At 58.2% G+C, this 19,124-nt stretch carries 18 protein-coding genes; 10 read left to right on the top strand and 8 right to left on the bottom strand.

Going from position 1 to position 19,124, the window contains the following annotated elements; translation table 11 throughout:
* From sufC to SynA1825c_RS02900, 3 genes are read right to left on the bottom strand one after another with little or no spacing between them, the layout of a single operon-like run.
* Window positions 1–789 (bottom strand): Fe-S cluster assembly ATPase SufC, encoded by a 789-nt coding sequence (sufC, locus tag SynA1825c_RS02910; RefSeq protein ID WP_186470206.1) that lies wholly within the window; start codon window positions 787–789, stop codon window positions 1–3.
* A gap of 50 nt (window positions 790–839) precedes the next feature.
* Complete coding sequence (gene sufB / locus SynA1825c_RS02905) at window positions 840–2,279, bottom strand: Fe-S cluster assembly protein SufB (RefSeq protein ID WP_186470205.1); 1,440 nt, start codon at window positions 2,277–2,279, stop codon at window positions 840–842.
* Between the two features lie 5 nt (window positions 2,280–2,284).
* On the bottom strand, window positions 2,285–2,644 hold the full coding sequence (locus SynA1825c_RS02900; protein WP_186470204.1) for a ferredoxin-thioredoxin reductase catalytic domain-containing protein: 360 nt from the start codon (window positions 2,642–2,644) through the stop codon (window positions 2,285–2,287).
* 228 nt (window positions 2,645–2,872) lie between these two features.
* Here SynA1825c_RS02900 and sufR point away from each other — a divergent pair, with 228 nt between their 5' ends.
* From sufR to SynA1825c_RS02860, 8 genes are all read left to right on the top strand, one after another.
* On the top strand, window positions 2,873–3,547 hold the full coding sequence (gene sufR / locus SynA1825c_RS02895; protein ID WP_186470203.1) for an iron-sulfur cluster biosynthesis transcriptional regulator SufR: 675 nt from the start codon (window positions 2,873–2,875) through the stop codon (window positions 3,545–3,547).
* Window positions 3,544–3,933, top strand: coding sequence for a hypothetical protein (locus SynA1825c_RS02890; protein ID WP_186470202.1), 390 nt, complete (start codon window positions 3,544–3,546; stop codon window positions 3,931–3,933). Before sufR ends, SynA1825c_RS02890 begins: the two co-directional genes overlap by 4 nt.
* Window positions 3,934–4,001: 68 nt before the next feature.
* Entirely contained in the window at window positions 4,002–4,592 is a 591-nt protein-coding gene (locus SynA1825c_RS02885) for a phycobiliprotein lyase (protein WP_186470201.1), read from the top strand.
* A 93-nt stretch (window positions 4,593–4,685) separates the two neighbouring features.
* Entirely contained in the window at window positions 4,686–5,444 is a 759-nt protein-coding gene (locus tag SynA1825c_RS02880; protein WP_186470200.1) for a phycobilisome rod-core linker polypeptide, read from the top strand.
* A 173-nt stretch (window positions 5,445–5,617) separates the two neighbouring features.
* A complete protein-coding gene (locus tag SynA1825c_RS02875) occupies window positions 5,618–6,688 on the top strand; it encodes a DUF4912 domain-containing protein (protein ID WP_186470199.1) in 1,071 nt (356 codons plus the stop codon).
* Window positions 6,689–6,698: 10 nt separating this feature from the next.
* The gene (locus SynA1825c_RS02870) at window positions 6,699–6,881 is read left to right on the top strand and encodes a hypothetical protein (protein ID WP_186470198.1); all 183 of its coding nucleotides are present in this window, start codon (window positions 6,699–6,701) and stop codon (window positions 6,879–6,881) included.
* Between the two features lie 50 nt (window positions 6,882–6,931).
* The gene (locus SynA1825c_RS02865; protein ID WP_186470197.1) at window positions 6,932–8,371 is read left to right on the top strand and encodes a phospholipase D-like domain-containing protein; all 1,440 of its coding nucleotides are present in this window, start codon (window positions 6,932–6,934) and stop codon (window positions 8,369–8,371) included.
* 224 nt (window positions 8,372–8,595) lie between these two features.
* Window positions 8,596–8,982, top strand: a complete 387-nt coding sequence (locus SynA1825c_RS02860; RefSeq protein WP_186470196.1) for a hypothetical protein — start codon at window positions 8,596–8,598, stop codon at window positions 8,980–8,982.
* A 12-nt stretch (window positions 8,983–8,994) separates the two neighbouring features.
* Here SynA1825c_RS02860 and SynA1825c_RS02855 read toward each other — a convergent pair whose 3' ends face one another.
* Window positions 8,995–9,234 (bottom strand): hypothetical protein, encoded by a 240-nt coding sequence (locus SynA1825c_RS02855; RefSeq protein ID WP_186470195.1) that lies wholly within the window; start codon window positions 9,232–9,234, stop codon window positions 8,995–8,997.
* Window positions 9,235–9,347: 113 nt separating this feature from the next.
* On the opposite strand from SynA1825c_RS02855, the gene SynA1825c_RS02850 reads away from it, so the two are divergent.
* Entirely contained in the window at window positions 9,348–11,006 is a 1,659-nt protein-coding gene (locus SynA1825c_RS02850) for an alpha-D-glucose phosphate-specific phosphoglucomutase (protein ID WP_186470194.1), read from the top strand.
* A 33-nt stretch (window positions 11,007–11,039) separates the two neighbouring features.
* Here the strand turns inward: SynA1825c_RS02850 and SynA1825c_RS02845 are convergent, their stop codons facing one another.
* From SynA1825c_RS02845 to SynA1825c_RS02835, 3 genes are read right to left on the bottom strand one after another with little or no spacing between them, the layout of a single operon-like run.
* Entirely contained in the window at window positions 11,040–11,345 is a 306-nt protein-coding gene (locus SynA1825c_RS02845; RefSeq protein WP_186470193.1) for a hypothetical protein, read from the bottom strand.
* The gene (locus SynA1825c_RS02840) at window positions 11,342–14,773 is read right to left on the bottom strand and encodes an efflux RND transporter permease subunit (RefSeq protein ID WP_186470192.1); all 3,432 of its coding nucleotides are present in this window, start codon (window positions 14,771–14,773) and stop codon (window positions 11,342–11,344) included. Before SynA1825c_RS02840 ends, SynA1825c_RS02845 begins: the two co-directional genes overlap by 4 nt.
* Before the next feature lie 11 nt (window positions 14,774–14,784).
* Entirely contained in the window at window positions 14,785–15,846 is a 1,062-nt protein-coding gene (locus SynA1825c_RS02835; protein WP_186470978.1) for an efflux RND transporter periplasmic adaptor subunit, read from the bottom strand.
* Between the two features lie 130 nt (window positions 15,847–15,976).
* Between SynA1825c_RS02835 and SynA1825c_RS02830 the strand changes: the two genes are divergently transcribed.
* Window positions 15,977–18,190, top strand: a complete 2,214-nt coding sequence (locus tag SynA1825c_RS02830; RefSeq protein WP_186470191.1) for an AAA family ATPase — start codon at window positions 15,977–15,979, stop codon at window positions 18,188–18,190.
* A gap of 72 nt (window positions 18,191–18,262) precedes the next feature.
* Here SynA1825c_RS02830 and SynA1825c_RS02825 read toward each other — a convergent pair whose 3' ends face one another.
* Window positions 18,263–18,886 carry a protein phosphatase gene (locus SynA1825c_RS02825; protein WP_186470190.1) on the bottom strand — a complete coding sequence of 208 codons (624 nt, stop codon included), beginning with the start codon at window positions 18,884–18,886 and terminating at the stop codon, window positions 18,263–18,265.
* Between the last annotated feature and the right edge of the window lie 238 nt (window positions 18,887–19,124).

The following is a 19,124-nucleotide window of genomic DNA, read 5'->3' as shown; positions in this document are numbered from 1 at the left end:
TCAGGCCACCCCCTGAGCAGCCAGTTCCTGATCCACCCAGTCGTATCCGGTTTCCTCGAGCTCGAGTGCCAGCTCACGACCACCGGTGCGCAGGATTCGACCCGCTGCCATCACATGCACATAATCCGGAGTGATCTCACCGAGTAGACGCTGGTAGTGGGTGATCAACAGCGTGGCGTTGTCGGGCGTCGCCAGCTGATTCACACCCCCGGCGACGATGCGGAGAGCATCGATATCGAGGCCGGAATCCGTTTCATCAAGGATTGACACCACAGGCTCAAGAAGAGCCATCTGAAGAATCTCGTTGCGCTTCTTCTCGCCGCCGGAGAAGCCTTCATTCACACTGCGCTCCAAGAAGGCTGGGTCCATCTGGACCACGTTGAGCTTCTCGCGCACATGATCTTCAAAATCGAAGGTGTCGAGTTCTTCTTGCCCCTGCTTATCACGCCGAGCATTGGTGGAGACGCGTAGAAATTCAAGGTTGCTGACGCCCGGAATTTCCACTGGATATTGGAAACCAAGAAAGATACCCAGGCGGGCACGATCTTCAGGCTCCAAGTCAAAAAGGTCCTCGCCGCGATAACGCACAGTTCCAGCAGTTACACGGTAGGCGGGATGACCTGCGAGAACTTTCGACAACGTGCTTTTGCCGCTGCCGTTGCGCCCCATCACGGCATGAATTTCGCCGGCTCGCACCTGCAAATTGACGCCCTTGAGGATGGGCTTGTCGTCAACCGAAGCATGCAGGTCGGTGATATCAAGGAGCAACTCGGCGTCTGAACGAATCACGGAAGAGATGAATAATGAGAAACGATGAATAGAGATGGGAAAAGAAAGACTCAGCCCACAGAACCCTCAAGCTTGAGCGCCAACAACTTATCGGCTTCAGCAGCAAATTCCATTGGAAGCTGATTGAACACATCCCGGCAAAAGCCGCTCACCATCATCGAAACCGCCTCCTCAAAACCGATGCCTCGACTTTGGAGATAAAACAGCTGATCTTCAGAGATGCGGCAGGTGCTGGCCTCATGTTCGATCGCAGCCTGAGGCTGCTGCGAACGGATGTAGGGGTAAGTGTTGGCGGCAGCTTGATCGCCGATGAGCATCGAATCGCACTGGCTGTAGTTGCGAGCACCCTTGGCTTTCGGCCCCATCTGCACCAGACCCCGGTAGCTATTGCTCGATTGCCCAGCACTGATGCCCTTGCTCACGATCGTGGAGCGGGTTCGGGGACCAATGTGAACCATTTTTGTTCCGGTATCAGCCTGCTGACGATTGTTGGTGAGTGCCACGGAATAGAACTCTCCGACGGAATCGGCACCCTGAAGAAGACAGCTGGGATATTTCCAAGTGATGGCAGACCCAGTTTCCACCTGTGTCCAGCTGATCCGGCTTCGATCACCACGGCACTGGCCACGTTTGGTCACAAAGTTGTAGATGCCGCCAACACCATTTTCATCACCGGCATACCAGTTCTGAACCGTGGAGTATTTGATCGACGCATCATCAAGAGCCACGAGTTCCACCACCGCCGCGTGCAGCTGGTTGGTGTCAAACATCGGAGCGGTGCAGCCTTCTAAGTAGCTCACCGACGCACCTTCTTCTGCAACGATCAAAGTGCGCTCAAACTGACCGGTATCCCCTGAATTGATCCTGAAATAGGTGGAAAGCTCCATCGGGCATTCCACACCCTTTGGGATAAAGACGAAGGATCCGTCACTGAAAACGGCAGAATTCAGTGCGGAAAAATAGTTGTCATTGCTAGGAACAACAGTCCCGAGATAACGCTCAATCAGCTCGGGGTGCTCTTTCACGGCTTCACTGAAGGAGCAAAAGACCACCCCGTGCTCTGCCAATTTCTCCTTGTAAGTGGTGGCAATCGAGACGCTGTCGAAGACAGCATCCACGGCCACGTTGCTCAGACGCTTCTGCTCGCTCAGCGGAATACCGAGCTTGTCAAAGGTTTCCAAAAGCTTGGGATCCACTTCATCGAGGCTGGTTTTTTTCTCCTGCTGCTTGGGAGCTGCGTAATAAACGATGTCTTGATAATCGATTGGGTCATAACCCAACTCAGCCCAATCCGGCTCTTCAAGGGTCAACCAGTGCCGGAAGGCCTTCAGGCGGAATTGAAGAAGAAAATCAGGTTCCTCCTTTTTCTTGGAGATCAGACGCACCACCTCCTCGCTGAGACCTTTGGCGATCTTGTCGGTCTCGATGTCCGTGACAAAGCCATATTTGTACGGCTTGCTGACGAGATCACGGGTGGAGGTGGATGTCATGTCACTCAGCCTGCAGTGGCATGGATGGTTTCGGTGGTGATCGTCTGCTCCTCACCACGGAACGGGTTGTCCTCAGTGAGGAAGAGCATGCAATGGCAATCCTTGCGCTCTCGCATCGGCACGCAGGGGCAATTCCAGAAGGCCTGCGATACCTCGGCCTGTTTGTCCTCGTAATGGCGGCAGGGGCACAGCGCACCTCCCAGCTCATCTTTGTGGCGCGCAAGTCCTTTCAGCACCACGGACGTCACACCGGGATCGCTGCAGAAATAGGTGCCTGTCCGCTGGGCATAGGTTTCAGCAAACTTGCGGATCACTTCAAGGCTCTCCGCGGTCGGTTCTTGGTTGCCCGCAGGGGACTCAGTCATGACAACGAAACTGGCAGAGGAACGAAGCCGGGGAGATACGAAACAGAAAAGTTTCGTATTCGGAGCCTAGGGCACGGATCGGGCACCCGACGTCGAGCTCATTGTGACGGACCCTGGATCCCAACCGCTCCCTCAATGGCGACCGATCCAGGTCTCGACAAAATCTGAATTGAATCCCAAGGCAGTTGCTTTGATCCCGTGGCATCGTGACCGTATCGTCCTGAATCCATGGGCGCGTCCGCGCAAGCTCCCACACGTGAAGCGACGCTGACCCTGCTCCTGAGGCAGGGCCAAGTCAGTGCGTCTGCCCTTGCGGGTCAGCTGAATATCTCTGTGCAAGCCATGCGTAGGCATCTACGCACCCTCGAAGATGAAGGGTTGGTGGAATCAAGTGCGGTGTCAGCAGGGCCAGGACGTCCCTCCAACCAATGGCGACTCACGCAACAAGGGCATCAGCACTTTCCAGACGGCAGCGAAACCTTCGCCATCGACCTGCTGGAGTCAATGGTCACGAGTCTCCCAGCCGAAACCCTGGCCACGCTGCTCAACAGCCAGGCTCTGCATAAAGCGGACCTTTACAGACGTCAACTCGGCGATGGCTCCCTCGAAGAACGCATCCGCATCCTGGTTCAGTTGCGCAGCAACGAAGGGTATGTCAGCGAAATGGTGCCGGCCACCGACGGATCGGGGTGGTGCATCAATGAGTATCACTGTTCCGTCCAGCGGATTGCCGAAGAGCATCCAGCGGTCTGTGATCAGGAATTACAAGTGATTCGCATGACCTTTCAGGACTGCCAAGTGGAACGGGTTCACTGGCGATTGGAATCCGGACACTCCTGTGGATTTGAAATCAAACCCCAGGCCAATCCGCTCCCCCAGCCGAAGTCAGACCTTCACAAATGACCAGTGACGCGATCCCAGGGACAGGACCTCTATCCCGTGAACAGATCGAAGCGATCGAAGCCACCTTGCTGCCCACACTGGATCGTCACCACCTCAGGCTGCAGGCTCACTGCCTGGCCACGTTCCAGCACATGGCTCGCCCTGTTGTTCAGGGACCGCTTCCGAACCGCCAACGCTGGCAGAGCTGGTGCAAGCAGCAGCCGCAACTGGTCGACGACCCCGACTTCTTGGAGCTCCTGATGATCCAGTTCACTGTGATCGCAATACAGCTGGAAAATCTGGCGAACAACCTAGGCATCAGCCCTCTCGAGCTCAGCCTGGACGATCTCATCCGCCACAGCGAGAGCGACAGCAGGCAACGGCTAGAAAGCTCCAAGTCATCGTGACTTCGCAATCAGGCCATCACGTTGACGACTGCGTCCTGCGATCATCCAAACGATTGCATTCGACGCTGATGACCCTGGACATCCCCGATGCGCCGACCTTTTTCCGCCTGAGCTGCGGCAGCTGGCGATCCCAACGCAGCGTGCACCACCTGCTGCACCGTCGCGCCGAGGCCGGCGGATCTCTGATCGTTGTGGACGACCTGGAGATCGACGATCCACGGCTGCTGGAGATGGCCCGTCAGCACGGCCAAAACCCAGATCGGATCATCGGAGGAAGCCATGTGCGCTGGAGCGCTTCCATGGCCTGGGATCGCGACGGAGATGCCCACGACGGTGAGACCTGTTTTGCCTTGATCGGCGACAGCGCGTCCGCACGATCGGGAACCATGCTCAGAGACCAGGGCTATGCAGAAAAATCTCCTGCCACATCCACGTTCAGCATGGACGACAGGGATGGCCTGATTCTCTGCACGAGCTACGAGATGATGACCGTTTGGGAGCGCTTCAGCTTTTCGGGAGTCGATGTGCGGATTCGCTCCAGCACGGTGGAAGGTCTGTCCAACAACGCGTCCTTCTGCGTTGAGACCCGATTGAAGGAAGACGGCTCAAGCGGGGGAACTGCTCCGTCAACAGCTGTGCATTCGCCGTTCGGATGGTGAGCACTCACTGTTACGGACTGTGAGTAGCCCAGGGAGCCGCGGGGAGCACGTTCATTCGCACTTCTACGATCGTTGCAGTGTGTTCCGAACAGCGTGGCTCTTCCTCTCCTGCAGTACGCACCGACCACGCAAAACAATCGCGTTGCTCCCATCCGCGTCGCATCCGACGAGAACGAACGTTCTCTGCAGATGGATATCGCGATGGACGCTGACAACGTTGAGACGGTCATCGAGTCGGCGTACCGCCAGGTGTTCTTTCACGCGTTCAAGAGCGACCGCGACGCCTTCCTGGAATCCCAGCTTCGGAACGGTCAGATCACGGTCCGCGATTTCATTCGTGGGCTCTGCCTCTCTGACACCTTCAAGCGGACTTTCTACGGTTTCAACTCCAACTACAAGGTGGTGCGCCACCTTGTGCAGAAAATCCTCGGCCGCAAGACCCACGGCCAATCGGAAGAGATTTCCTGGTCCATCGTGATTGCCTCCCAAGGCATCGAAGGCATGGTCGATGCCTTGCTCGACAGCGAGGAATACTTGAGCGCCTTCGGTTACGACACGGTGCCTTATCAGCGCAATCGCGTACTGCCTGGCCGTGATCTCGGCGAAACCCCTTTCAACATCACCACGCCTCGCTACGACGAGTACTACCGGGGAATCCTGGGCTTCCCGAAGATCGTCTTTACCGGCAAAGCCAAGGCTCTGCCCGAGCGCGCCAATCGCAAGCGCGGCGGATATACCGAGGACTACCTCCCCTGGGTCCGCGGCATGGCCTCCGGGATGGGTGCGTCACCGACCGGCAGCGCCGATATCGATTACCTCTCCAAGGTCCCGTTCCGCAGCATCGGCCGCTGAGTCCAAGCCCAGCTCAATCCTTCAAAAAGGAGCCCCGAGGGGCTCCTTTTTTTTGTTGATCACAGGCCCTCCAAGGGCATTGCCGTCAGAAGATGCTGACCCCGGGCCTCTTGGCGCCCTGAAAAAGAAAAATCTCCAGCAAACTGATCCCAAAGAAACCCGGTAGTTCGAACGTGACGCAAGCCATCACATCCCTCGCCCGCATGACCCTGCGTCAGCTGCGTCAGATGGCTAGCGATCTAGGCGTCACTCTCTACAGCCGCAAGAGCAAAGAAGACTTGGTCTCAGCGATTGCTGAGCGGCAAGAACGTCGTGGTGGCGACCTCAAGGCCATTGAAGCTGAACTCACACCACCCGCCCTGTCTCAAGCGACCACCCGTGTGGTGTTCCTCCCCAGGGATCCCCAATGGGCCTACGTGTTTTGGGAAATTTCAGACAGCGATCGCCGTCGTGCTCAAGCCGAAGGCGCCGCGCACCTCAGCCTCCGCCTCGCAGACGTCACTGGCCTACAGGACGGTTCGTCTCACCCGCACACTCTCCAGGAGGTCCCCGTCGATAGTCACAGCACCGAGTGGTATTTGCCTGTCCCTCTGTGCGACCGCGACTACCGCGTTGAACTTGGTTTTCGTTCCGGCAGCAACTGGATCTCCTTGGCCTTCTCCTCAGTGGCCCGCGTCCCCGCCTTGCACCCCAGCGATCAGATTCTCGATCAGTTCGTTCCCTTCAGCCTCGAAGCGGCAGCCCCCGCTCCCGCGCCAGTCGCCCCGCCCGCCGAGCCCAGCGACAGCGGTCTGCACGAGCGTCTCTATCAGAGTGCGACCACCCACTTCCGCAGCCGCAGGGTGGGTTCCGAAGTGCTGCATGAGCAAGACTCCATGGCGGGTGACCAGCGCGGACTGAGCGATTCCGGCGCTGGACTCTGGGCCAGCGGACGCAACGAATCAGGTCTGGGTGGTGTCGCCCCTCGCCAGCGCACCTTCTGGTTAGTGGCTGACGCCGAGCTGATCGTTTACGGCGCCACTGATCCCTCGGCATGCCTCACCATCGGCGGCGAAGAAGTTCCCCTTTCTGACGAAGGTACCTTCCGCATTCAGGTGCCCTTCCGCGACGGCGAGCAGATGTACGCCATCGAAGCCACAGCTGCCGATGGCGAACAGAAGCGCAACATCACCTTGAATTTCGAGCGCGTGACACCGGAAGACAACAGCAATCCCGCCAGCGAAGCCAAAGCTGAGTGGTTCTGATCTCGTGACCATGAAACGGAACACCCTCCGTTGGTTTGTGGCCATCACTCCCCTTGTGGGAGCGATGGCCTTTCCCGTCTTAGTCCCTCTGACCATGGCGAAACTTGGAATCGGCGCCGGAGTGGGCGTGGCGTTGGTGCTAAGCAGTCTCTGGTTTGTGACCATGCTCAGCACAGCAGAAATGCCCCACTAACCCTCCATCCGCACAGGGGAACACTGCCTTCACAGGAGTGGTGAGATCCCATGGGCCCAAGAGCATGCCCGCCGAAAGCGGCATCGATTGTGGCTTCGACGCTGTCTTTTTTGTTGTTGAGCTGCAGCCAGCCCGGTGAGGTGGTGGGACATGGAAGCGAGCCACTTCCAAGACCCAAGGGAATTGCGCTGCACTTCAACCACCGCGACAGCAGCCGCTACCGCCATCCGCTCACGGGGGAATGGCGCAATGGCGACAACCTCGAACAGGCGTTGATCGCACAGATCAAAAGCGCCGAGCACGAACTGCTCGTGGCCGTTCAAGAGCTGTCATTGCCCGCCATCGCTGAGGCCTTGGTGCAGGCCAGCCAGAACGGAGTGAAGGTTCACGTGGTTCTGGAGAACACTTACAGCACGCCCTGGACCGAGCTGCACCCCACGGACCTGCCGGCCCGTGGCCGTCAACGCCTGCATCAACTCCAAAAGCTCGCCGATCGCAACCGTGACGGCCAACTGAGCGCTGAAGAACGGATGCGAGGTGATGCCGTTGCCATCCTGAAGCGCGGCGGTGTACCGATCATCGACGACACCGAAGACGGCAGTCGCGGGAGCGGCCTGATGCACCACAAATTCATCGTGGTGGACCAACGGCGTGTCGTGACAGGAAGCGCCAACTTCACCAGTTCGGGATTGCATGGTGATGTCGGTGCCCCGAATAGCCGGGGCAACGTGAATCATCTCCTCAGCATCGACAGCATGGATCTGGCTGCGATATTCCGCGAGGAGTTCGAACTCATGTGGGGTGACGGACCCTCAGGGCTGAACAACAGCCGCTTCGGTCGAGGGAAAGAGCGGCGAGGCCCACAGGTCGCAAGCATCGACGGCATCAGGGTGGAAGTGCTGTTCCCACCCCATTCCCCACAGGATCCGGAGCATGGCTTGAACCTGATTGGCCGAACGCTGGCCAAAGCACGACAAACCATCGACATGGCCTTGTTCGTGTTCTCAGCGCAGTCACTGACCGACGTGCTCACTGAGCGCCACAACGCCGGCGTGGCGATCCGATTGCTGGCTGATCCCGGTTTTGCCAGCCGCTTCTTTTCAGAGGTCCTGGACCTGCTGGGACTGGCACTGCCAGACCGTTTCTGCAAACTCGAAGCTGGCAATCAACCCCTGACTACACCGTTAAAGAACATCGGCACCCCGCTCCTCGCGCGTGGCGACAAACTGCACCACAAGTTCGCCGTGATCGACAACAAAACGGTGATCACCGGGAGCTTCAATTGGTCGCCATCTGCAGCACACACCAACGATGAAACCCTGCTGGTGATCCACTCACCGAAGCTTGCTGCGCATTTCACCCGTGAAATGAATCGAATGTGGCGCAGTGCTGAGCTGGGGATCACTCTGCGAATGCAGCGCAAGTTGGAGCGTCAGCAAGCGCTGTGCGGCAGTGGAGAGCAAAGGGGAGAAATCACCTCAGATCCATGAATGAATCACGACTACTGCAAAAGATTCCATTCACGAAGATGAATCCATTGACATTGATCATTGGCAACATCCGCTGACACAATTCAAGTCGAAAACTGGACAACAGCAATCCCTCCAAAAACCACACCCGGTCGTCTCCAACTTGATCCCCAGCAAGCAAGGCGTTGGTCAACCCAAACACCGATGACCGATCGCCACACCAGTCGGGCCAGAATGCTCTTGCAATGACTGATTCACCCTCCGTGAGATTGCCGCTGTCCCTCTTGGGGCTTGTGCTGATGCTGCCCCCCGCGGCCTTCACGCAGGTCAAGTTCGTTCCCATGCCCACTCAAGAAGAGATGCGCTCGCTGCAGCTGCTCGCCTACAGCTGCTCACGGGAGAATGACCTCACCAACTGCGACCAGACCCGAAGCATTGCCGATCCGCTGATGGATCACCCACGACTTCCAGCCGCCTGCAAAGACACCCTCTGGGAATTGATCCAGGCGTCTCATGTGGCCAACACCAACAGCTTTCAACGGCGGGACAGCATTGATCGCCCAGCCCGAAGACTCACTGTGGTCTGCGCGAAGGCTCCAGCACCAGCGCCGCAGGCACCCACACAGGCATGAGCGACCCCGGTGTTAATCCCAGTCGAAACTGAAGCGTTGCCCCGGGAGCAAGCGCTCCACTTCATCGCGAACCTGCTGCATCAGTTCACTGCTCAACGCAGGATGTCTTCGCAATTCCGGGATCAGTTCGCCCACGTCATCAGCCGTTAAGCCATGGCTGGACACCATCGACTCCAACCGCTGACGGACATGGGTAATGAGCTCTTGTTGCTCCTGGGAGAGAGGAACTGCGTTGGGGCGATCGATCTCCATCACAGTTCAGCCGACGCGATGAACAAAAAGTAGCTGCGACAAGTGGTTGCCCCGAACACCCTGGATTTGTCCAGGCATGTTTAGGTTCCGTAGATCCGCCCCACCCGCACGGGATGACAGCCTCCGCCTCGGCCGAGCCCACGCACACCATCGTGCAACTCGACGCTCCTTTCACTGACCAAAAACCTGGCACTTCGGGACTGCGCAAGAGCAGCCAACAATTTGAGCAGCCTCACTACCTCGAGAGCTTTATTGAAGCGGTCTTCAGAACTCTGCCTGGCGTGCAGGGCGGCACCCTCGTGCTCGGTGGCGACGGTCGCTACGGCAACCGACGCGCCATCGACGTAATTTTGCGCATGGGAGCAGCCCATGGGCTCAGCAAAGTGTTGGTCGCCACAGGCGGCATCCTGTCGACCCCCGCAGCCTCCAATCTGATCCGCCAGAGACAAGCGATCGGAGGCATCATCCTTTCGGCGAGCCACAATCCCGGTGGGCCCGATGGCGACTTTGGCGTGAAGGTGAATGGCGCCAACGGCGGCCCCACGCCCAGCTCCTTCACCGATGCAGTTTTCGAGTGCACGAAAACACTCGATTACTATTCAATCGCCGAGGCGAAGCCCCTCAACCTCGAAGAACCGGGAACGCATCAGATCGGTGCGATGCAGGTCGAAATTGTCAATGGCGTCGATGACTTTGTCGCCCTGATGCAGCAGCTGTTTGATTTCGAGCAAATCAGCGACTTGCTCAAGAGCGACTTTCCGCTGGCCTTCGATGCCATGCATGCCGTCACAGGGCCTTATGCCAAACGGGTGTTCGAAGACCTGCTCGGCGCACCAGCCGGGAGCGTGCGCAATGGCATCCCCCTCGAGGACTTCGGCAAGGGACACCCAGACCCCAACCTGACTTACGCCCACGACCTCGCAGGGCTTCTGCTCGAAGGTGATGGGTACCGGTTCGGAGCCGCCTGCGACGGAGACGGTGACCGCAACATGATTCTGGGCCACCGCTGCTTCGTGAATCCCAGCGACAGCCTCGCGGTGCTCACGGCCAACGCCACCCTCGCCCCGGGGTACGCAGGGGGGCTGGCGGGCGTTGCCCGTTCCATGCCCACCAGCGCAGCGGTGGATGTGGTCGCCAAGGATCTGGGCATCAACTGCTTCGAAACTCCCACGGGTTGGAAGTTCTTCGGCAACTTGCTGGATGCTGGCGAGATCACCCTGTGTGGAGAAGAAAGCTTTGGAACCGGCAGCAATCACGTGCGCGAAAAAGACGGCTTGTGGGCCGTGCTGTTCTGGCTGCAGATCCTTTCCGTCCGCCGGTGCAGCGTCGCAGACATCATGAACAGCCATTGGCAACGCTTTGGCAGGCACTATTACTCGCGCCATGACTACGAAGCGGTCCCAACGGAAGCCGCCCACGGCCTTTATGACCGCCTGGAAATGATGCTTCCCTCCCTGTTGGGGCAAACCTTTGCTGGTCAGACCATCAGCGGTGCTGACAATTTCAGCTACATCGATCCTGTGGACCAGTCGGTAACACAGGGGCAGGGGTTGCGAATTCTTCTAGACGACGGCAGCCGCGTAGTGATTCGTCTGTCCGGAACTGGCACTAAGGGGGCCACGATTCGGGTCTACCTAGAGAGCTATGTTCCCAACACCGGGGACCTCAACCAGGATCCTCAGATCGCCCTGGCCAAGATGATCAACGCCATCAATGACCTGGCTGAAATCCAACAACGCACCGGCATGGATCAGCCCACGGTGATCACCTGATCAGGTCATCCAACCTGGCAGGGAGAGGTTCGTCTAACGACGAGACTTCCCTGCCATCGACTTGCCCGTGCGGTAGTCCTCTTCCGGTGCACTGTCCTGAAGCTGGCGCATGCTCTCAATCGAGGCACTGAAGAGAGCCGCCGAAGAGATCACGACCCCGTAGAGGTAATGCAGCCGAGTTTGGCGAATGGTCGCCGGTGTGTTGCGGATGAAGGTGTCGAGAAAGAGCGACAGCACCACACCGATCCCGGCACCGATCAATGCAGACCAGAGAACCTTATAGCCGTTGAAGTCAGCTGGCTTTTGGGTGTCAGCACCGGGTCGATTGCCCTGCGTCATGAGGTGATCAATCCCGAATCATTCCCTGCTTCTGGACCACCGATGGCCCCATCCGCCTGGCCCAGCAATGACTTCATCACCACATAAAACACTGGCACCACAAACAACGACAACACAGTGGCCACCAACAAACCACCGAACACCACAGCACCAAGTGATGTTTGGCTCCGAGCGCCTGCTCCACTGGCAAACACCAGTGGAACGAAACCAAACAACGAAGAAATCGCTGTCATCAGGATTGGACGCAAACGCGAGCTCGCCGCATAACGCGCGGCCTCCAACGCATTGGCACCCGCCTGCATGCGCTGATTGGCCATGTCCACAATCAGGATGCCGTTGCCTGCCGCAAGGCCAATCAACATCACAAGGCCCACCTGGGCGTAGACGTTGAGCACCTCACCACGCAACGCCAAAAAGATCAGGGCGCCGAGCATGGCCGTAGGAACGGTCATCAAAATAATTAGGGGATCGGCATAGCTCTCGTACTGGGCGGAGAGCACCAGATAAACCGCCAGAATTCCGAGCGCAAAGATCACCACCGCAAGGGCACCCGCCTTCACTTCTTCCCGGGAAATACCGGTCCAGTCAAAGCTGAGACCCTGAGGGTTCACGCTTTCGAAGATCCCCTTCATGGCATTGATGGCCTGACCGGAACTGCTGCCAGGAGCGGGCGTGCCTTCAATTTTGATCGACCGGTAAAGGTTGAAATGGGGCACCACCGTGGGGCCATAGGTTTCCCGAACGGTGAAAAATTCAGACAGCGGAATCAGATCACCTGCGGCACTTTTCACGTAAACAGCGGACAGACGCTCGGGTGTGGCTCGGCTTTCTGCATTGGCCTGCACATAGACACGACGCACCTTGCCTTCCTGGAAGGTGTCGTTCACATACAAACCGCCGAAATTGACGCTGAAGGTCTGCATCGCTGATCCGAAGTCCACCTCGACCGCGGCCATCCGATCCCGGTCGACCTGGATTTCAATCTGGGGTGATTCGGGCGAGAAGAACGTGTAAACCCGATTGAGTTCGGGGTCGGCATTGCCGGCCTGGATCAGACGGCTGGCTGTGGCGTTGAACTCCGCAAGGCTGTAAGCACCACCGCTCTGGTCGAGCAGCTGGAACTCAAAACCACCGCCGGTGCCATAACCCGGAATGGAGGGAGGCTCCACAACAAACACCCGAGCACCATCCACAGAAGCCGCCAGCTTCTGATTGAGACGCTCCACGATCGACGCCACTGACTGGTCCTTCTTCTGGCGATCCGACCAGTTGGTGGTGCCGAAGAAAAACAAGCCCTTATTCGGACTGTTGCCATCCAAGCTGGCACCGCTGAAAACGGAGGCGGCCGTGATGTCTTTTTCGGTGCGCAGCACTGCGGCCACCTGTTGATTGATCGCTTCAGTGACCTGGGTGGATACACCCTCTGGCGCCTGCACAACGCCGATGGCATAGCCCTGGTCTTCAATCGGAACAAACCCACCGGGGATGGCACGAAAGGCCACAGCCGTCAGCAGGATGCCAGCACCGAGGATGCTCATCACCAGCTTTCGCCGGCCAAGAGCCCATTGCAAGGCAGCGGAGTAACGGCTTTCCATCACTGCATAGCCGCGGTTGAAATTGGCGAAAATCACCGGGGTCAACCAGCCCAAGCCCAAGCCCAATGCGGGGTAAATCACCACAGGCAGAATGCGGCTCACGCCCACCAGGATCAAACCGGTCATGGCTCCACCGATGGTGAAGGGCAGTGTGGCCGGACGATCCAAAACGCGCCCCAACAAGAGCCCGACCAAGGCTCCGATGGCAGTGGGGGCCAGCGCCAGCGCGGCACCTCCACCAACCACAAGCAGGCCATAGACGAAACCGATCACGGTGCCGGCGATGGCATAGGTTTTGCGGCCAGGATCCTTCGACTCGCGTGCCAGAAGTAACGCCGAAAGCATGGGCGAAAAGGTGAGGGCGTTAAAGGTGGAAATGGCGATCGAGAAGATCACCGTGGCCGCAAACTGCTTGTAAATCGTTCCCGTGGCCCCGGGAAAGAAGAGCACTGGCAGAAACACCGCGAACTTCACCAGTGACGTAGCGATCACCGCGGAGAACAGTTCATCCATGGTGGCTTTGGCCGCCTCAAGCGCCGTCATTCCTTCGGCTTTCTTGCTGGAAGTGTCCTCGATCACGGTGATGGCGTCATCGACCACCAGACCAGTCGCGAGCACAAGACCGAACAGGGTGAGCTGATTCAGCGAAAAGCCGAAACCAAGTACCAGCCCGAAGGTGCCGATCAGCGCGACAGGGATGGCAATTCCTGGAACCAGCGTGGCCTTCCAGTTCTGCAGAAACAGAAACAGGATCAACACCACCAGAACCACCGCATCCCGCAGAGAATTCACAACGCCCTGGATGGAGGCGGTGATGAAGTCGGTGTTGTCGTAGATCTTCTCCATCTTCATGCCCACTGGCATGGTCTTTTCGAACTCAGCCAGCACCGCCTTCACTCCATCGGAAACCTCAAGCGCATTGCTTCCGGTGAGCTGATACACGGCCAGTCCCACCGAAGGGACGCCCTGGAGATCCGTTGCGCTCACGGCATAGGACTCACCCCCGAGTTGCACGTTTCCCACATCCCGCAATCGCACGAGACCGCCTTCTTCGGCGGTGCGCACGACCATCGCCTCGAATTCCTCAATACTGCGCAGACGGCCTTGGAGCTGCACTGTGAAGGTGAACTGCTGCCCCTTTGGTGATGGTTCACCGCCCACCTGGCCAGCAGGCACCAGACGGTTCTGACTGGACAGCTGGTTGACAACATCCGTTGAGGTGAGACCGAAGGTCGTGAGCTTGTCTGGATCGAGCCAAAGGCGAAACGCCAGCTTGCGATTGCCGAAATAGGTGAGATCACCAACCCCGGTCACGCGCTTGATCGAGTCCGTGAGATTCAGATCAAGAAGGCCGCTGATCGTCTCAGCGCTGTAAGTGATCTGGTCTGGATCTTCGCTGCCGAAGTTGTAGACAAGCAGGATTGAGTTGGAGGCCTTGTTGACGGTCACCCCAGCTTTGCGAACTTCTTCAGGGAGCTGAGGTTCAGCTAGCGAGACCCGGTTCTGAACATTGACCTGATTGATGTCGCCATTGGTGCCGCTGGCAAACGCCACATCAATGGAGCTCACACCATCAGCCGAACTGTTGGACTTGATGAAGTCCATGTTTTCCACACCATTGATCTGCTGCTCCAGCACCGAGGTGACACCTTCCTCCACGGAGATGGCGTCGGCTCCGGTGTAGTTCGCACGCACCTTGACGGTGGGCGGCGCGATGTCGGGCAGGTTTTCAATCGGAAGGATCGGAATCGCGATCAAACCCACGATCACAATCAGGATGCTGCAGACCGTGGTGAGAACCGGTCGAGTGATGAAATTATTGGATGCAGACATGGCTCAGGCGCTCAGTTGTTCACCTTCACGGGCACGCCATGGCGGAGGCTCAACAGATTGCTGGTGATCACTTTCTGCCCCAACTCCAAACCTTTGGTGACGGGGTAGCGATTGTTCTGGAGTGAACCAAGACTGACCGGGGTCTGCAGTGCGAACAGGCTTGTTGAAGGGATTACACCACGTTCAATTCCCTTCTTGATGCGATCCAGATCGGCTTTGCCTGGCTGAGCTTCCAGCTCCCTAAGCGTGCCAAGTCGGAACACGAAGCTCTGCCCTGAAGTTTGGGTGACAGCCGAAAAGGGAACTGAGGGAAGCTCGCGGGCATCCAGTTGCACCCGGGTACGCAGTCGCTGACCATTGCGCAGGGATCCATCGGGATTGGGAAATTCCGCCAACACCAACAGGGCCTGAGTGCCAGAGATAATTCCCGGATCCACAGACGACACGGTGCTTTGCGCCAATACTTCATCGCTGCCAGGAAGGCTGAGCAGAACCGGCAGCCCCAAGCGGATGCGGTTGGCGTAGGTGGAAGGCACCTCAACTCTGGCCTCCAGCGTGTTGTCGCGAATGAGCTTGGTAAAGGGGTCGCCGATCTGCACGACATCACCGACCTGCACGGAGACATCCGCGACGAAACCAGCGATGGGTGACTCCAAATTGCTGTAAGCCAGTTGCGCCTCTTGAGCCAGAACCTTGTTGCGGGAGGCGATGTAGACCGCTCGACGCTGATCGCGTTCTGACGCCTCTGCGGCCCCCAGGGGGACCAAAAATTCGTAGCGCTTGAGCTCCAGCAGATCCTTCTGCTCTTCAGCTCTAGCAGTGGCCAAACGTGCTTGTTCCGCGGCCTGATCCAGCACCATGAGCAACTGACCTGGCTTCACCTGATCACCTTGAGCAATCTTCAGCTCGAGAATGCGTCCTGAAGCTTGAGCCGCCAGCTGCACCAGATCAGTCGCTTCGAGAGTGCTCACCGTGTCGACATCGTCGGTGAAGATGGCTTCCTCAACAGGAGCCTGCTGCACCTCGGGTAATGGTCGTTGTGCTCCTCCGCCCATCCCGCAAGCCGTCAACATGACGGTGGTCAAGGCCAAGGGAATCAGGGGTCGGTTCAGACGCACGGTCGGATGTCAGACGGCCGCATTATGACTGCGCTTTTTGGTTTGCCTGAATCAGGCAAGAATCACCACATCAGGATTCGATGCCGTGGGCGGACCATCAGATCAGGATCTGTTCAGCCATCACGGCGAATCTCTACGACGTCAGCTGGCACCCCTCGCCGACCGCCTGCGTCCACGCGATCTGGATGAATTCGTCGGTCAGGGGGCGATCCTCGCGGAAGGCAGGCTGCTCAGACGCGCCATTGCCGCCGATCGGGTCGGAAATCTGATTTTGCATGGTCCTCCAGGAGTCGGCAAAACCACCCTGGCGCGGATCATTGCCAATCACACACGAGCCCACTTCAGCTCGCTCAATGCCGTGCTGGCCGGGGTGAAGGATCTGCGCCATGAGGTCGATGAAGCGCATCGCCGCCTGGAACGCCACGGACTGCGCACGATCCTGTTCATCGACGAGGTGCACCGCTTCAACAGTGCTCAGCAGGATGCGTTGCTGCCATGGGTGGAAAACGGCACCCTTACGTTGATCGGCGCGACCACGGAAAACCCCTACTTCGAAGTCAACAAGGCGCTGGTCAGCCGCTCTCGGCTGTTTCGACTTGAAGCCTTGGGAGCCGATGACCTGAGTCGGTTGCTCAGGAGCGCAATCAGCGATGGCGAACGTGGATACGGCAACCGAAAGGTGGAGATCACACCTGAGGCGGCAGACCACCTGGTGGACGTTGCCGGCGGTGACGCTCGCAGCTTGCTGAATGCCCTGGAACTGGCCGTGGAGAGCACACCAGCCAACGCGACAGGTGTAATCGAGATTGACCTCGGCATCGCTGAAGAATCGATTCAGCAGAGAGCCGTGCTCTACGACAAGCAGGGGGATGCCCATTTCGACACGATCAGTGCCTTCATCAAATCGCTGCGCGGTTCTGACGCTGACGCGGCTCTGTTCTGGCTGGCCCGGATGATCGAAGCCGGAGAAAACCCACGCTTCATTTTTCGCCGCATGTTGATCTCCGCCGGAGAAGATGTGGGATTAGCCGACCCCCAAGCGGTTGTGGTGGTCGAAGCCTGTGCTGCGGCCTTTGAACGCATCGGCTTGCCGGAGGGTCTCTACCCATTGGCCCAGGCAGCTCTTTATCTGGCCTGTACCGACAAAAGCAACAGCACCTCCGGTGTCTTCGAGGCGCTGCGGAGCGTGCGTGACGCCCAACGTCAGGAGGTGCCGACCCACCTTCGCGATGCCAACCGCGATGGCGATGCGTTCGGCGATGGCAAGGGATATCGCTATCCCCATGCCTTCCGCGAACACTGGGTGGCCCAGCAATACCTTCCCAAAGCACTGCAAGGAGAAGTGTTCTGGTCGGCGAGCAACCAGGGATGGGAAGGTCAACGACGTGATCGGATGCTGGAGCGCCGGGCCGCACAACTGGCAGCGTCCGCAGAAGCCGTGGATGAGCACCCGCTGCTGATGAGCAGCGGCCCGGAAGAACCCCAATTGGAGCGATGGTTGCAGCGGCAAAAAGCCGTGGATGGTGAACGCCTGCAGGAGCTGCGCCAACGGCTCTGGTCGGATCTCGACTGGAAGCGAACGGACCGTGTCGTCGTCCTGGGAGGACGCTCGCTGCTGTGGTCACTCGACCCGCTGGGAGCCGTCGCCGAAGGTGGACTGACGATCCTCTGCTCCTCCCGCACTGAACAGCAACGACTCGACGCACAGCTGCAACTGCTTGACCCGCTCCATCAACCAACCGTGCTGGACAGTCCGAGAGCGCTGGACACGTTCAATGCCGATCACCGATTCGAGGTCCTGGGAGGACGGCTCAATACTCAAGACCTGTCCTCACCTGAGCTGGAGACCACCTGGAAAGCCCTCAGTTCAAGGGCAATGCCGGATGCACAGCTGCGTCTGTTGTTCAGTGAGCCTCAGCTCGGACCCGCTGCCGCAGTGCTGGAGATGGTCGACGACGACATCACCGATCCGATTTATGAGGCTTTGACCTCACTGGCCCAGCGGGAATGCCATTGGCTTTCTCATGACAAGCAACGGAACCGTCTGCTGTCGACCCTCGACATAAACGGTTGGACGATCAAGCCATCCAGTTGGCAGGAATCCCTGACGCTGACTGTGGATTCCAACCTGATCGAGCGATGGCTCGGAGACAACCGTCCCTATCAGCAGGCGATGAAAACATCAGAAGACGCCCCCTCAGAAGAGCTTTCTCTGCTCCGACAAGCTCTGACGCAACTGCTCGGACATCCCCTGCCTCAACGGTTGCGCCACTGGCGACTTGCAGGTGTGCATCTCTAGAAGCCCATCAAAAAAGCCCCGACATTGCCGGGGCCTGTGAAGCGATGCAGTCGAACCCGAGGTTCGAGTCGATCACCAGAGGCCGCGAACAGGGGCGGCGACAGAAGCGGGCTCCATAGGGAGGATCTGGTTGGCCTGCACGCAAGCGGGCAGAAACACATACCAGGACATCAGGGAGGTGGACTGAGGCGCATCGAGGCCAGCCTTGCAGACGTTCTGAGCACCGTCAGAAGTGCCGTTGTCGTTTAGACGGAAGTCAACGGGCAGGTTGCTCATGATGCTGGCGGAAGAGATTTCGCCGTCAACAGCATCGAGAATGATGGCGGAGCGAAGAGCGACCACAGCGGTCTTTTTCTTCTGCCAATAGGGGAAATAGCTACTGGTTTGGTCGTCAAGGAATGCGACGCCATCGGCGGAATACAGGAAATTGGCAACGCCAAGCAGATCCACGTCGTAGGTCTTGGTCATGCCTTCTTGGACCTCATCGGCAGTCCAACCGGAGTTGTAGATGCCGGCTTCGAGGGCACGGTCGGTCATCTCGCCTTCGCTGAAGAAGGTAGCGAAAGCACTGTCTTCGGTGGACCAGACAGCGCCACCGGAGACCCAGCGCACGGGGCGGTGACTTGCTTCAGCGGCGACAGCCAAAGTAGTAAGAGAAGCGGCGGCAAGTGCGCCTGCTGCAAAACGGGTGAACACGGACGGCGAACAAAGACGTCTTTAAAAAACTAGCTGTAAAAAAAATAGTCGCCAACAAAATCGCCGAAAGCGGCAAGATCATCAGTAAAAAAATCGAACGATCGGGCTCAAACAATCTCAAGTCTCACGATTCCCACCAGATGCGCGGAACTCTCAGCAAGACCAAAACGTGTCCCGGCGAATCCAATGTCACCTGCGCGGGAAGGATGTTGCAGATTCAGACGGGAGATGAATGAGG

It is taken from the genome of Synechococcus sp. A18-25c, from assembly GCF_014280035.1.
Lineage (GTDB): Bacteria > Cyanobacteriota > Cyanobacteriia > PCC-6307 > Cyanobiaceae > Synechococcus_C.
Note: the sequence above shows the minus strand (reverse complement) of the source record. Positions and strands in the feature narration are given on the sequence as shown.

Bases quoted from the DNA above. Each gene is read 5' to 3' on its own strand.
- sufB (WP_186470205.1), bottom strand. From the start codon at position 2,279: ATGACATCCACCTCCACCCGTGATCTCGTCAGCAAGCCGTACAAATAT.
- SynA1825c_RS02900 (WP_186470204.1), bottom strand. From the start codon at position 2,644: ATGACTGAGTCCCCTGCGGGCAACCAAGAACCGACCGCGGAGAGCCTT.
- sufR (WP_186470203.1), top strand. From the start codon at position 2,873: ATGGGCGCGTCCGCGCAAGCTCCCACACGTGAAGCGACGCTGACCCTG.
- SynA1825c_RS02890 (WP_186470202.1), top strand. From the start codon at position 3,544: ATGACCAGTGACGCGATCCCAGGGACAGGACCTCTATCCCGTGAACAG.
- SynA1825c_RS02885 (WP_186470201.1), top strand. From the start codon at position 4,002: ATGACCCTGGACATCCCCGATGCGCCGACCTTTTTCCGCCTGAGCTGC.
- SynA1825c_RS02870 (WP_186470198.1), top strand. From the start codon at position 6,699: ATGAAACGGAACACCCTCCGTTGGTTTGTGGCCATCACTCCCCTTGTG.
- SynA1825c_RS02865 (WP_186470197.1), top strand. From the start codon at position 6,932: ATGGGCCCAAGAGCATGCCCGCCGAAAGCGGCATCGATTGTGGCTTCG.
- SynA1825c_RS02860 (WP_186470196.1), top strand. From the start codon at position 8,596: ATGACTGATTCACCCTCCGTGAGATTGCCGCTGTCCCTCTTGGGGCTT.
- SynA1825c_RS02855 (WP_186470195.1), bottom strand. From the start codon at position 9,234: ATGGAGATCGATCGCCCCAACGCAGTTCCTCTCTCCCAGGAGCAACAA.
- SynA1825c_RS02850 (WP_186470194.1), top strand. From the start codon at position 9,348: ATGACAGCCTCCGCCTCGGCCGAGCCCACGCACACCATCGTGCAACTC.
- SynA1825c_RS02845 (WP_186470193.1), bottom strand. From the start codon at position 11,345: ATGACGCAGGGCAATCGACCCGGTGCTGACACCCAAAAGCCAGCTGAC.
- SynA1825c_RS02840 (WP_186470192.1), bottom strand. From the start codon at position 14,773: ATGTCTGCATCCAATAATTTCATCACTCGACCGGTTCTCACCACGGTC.
- SynA1825c_RS02835 (WP_186470978.1), bottom strand. From the start codon at position 15,846: ATGTTGACGGCTTGCGGGATGGGCGGAGGAGCACAACGACCATTACCC.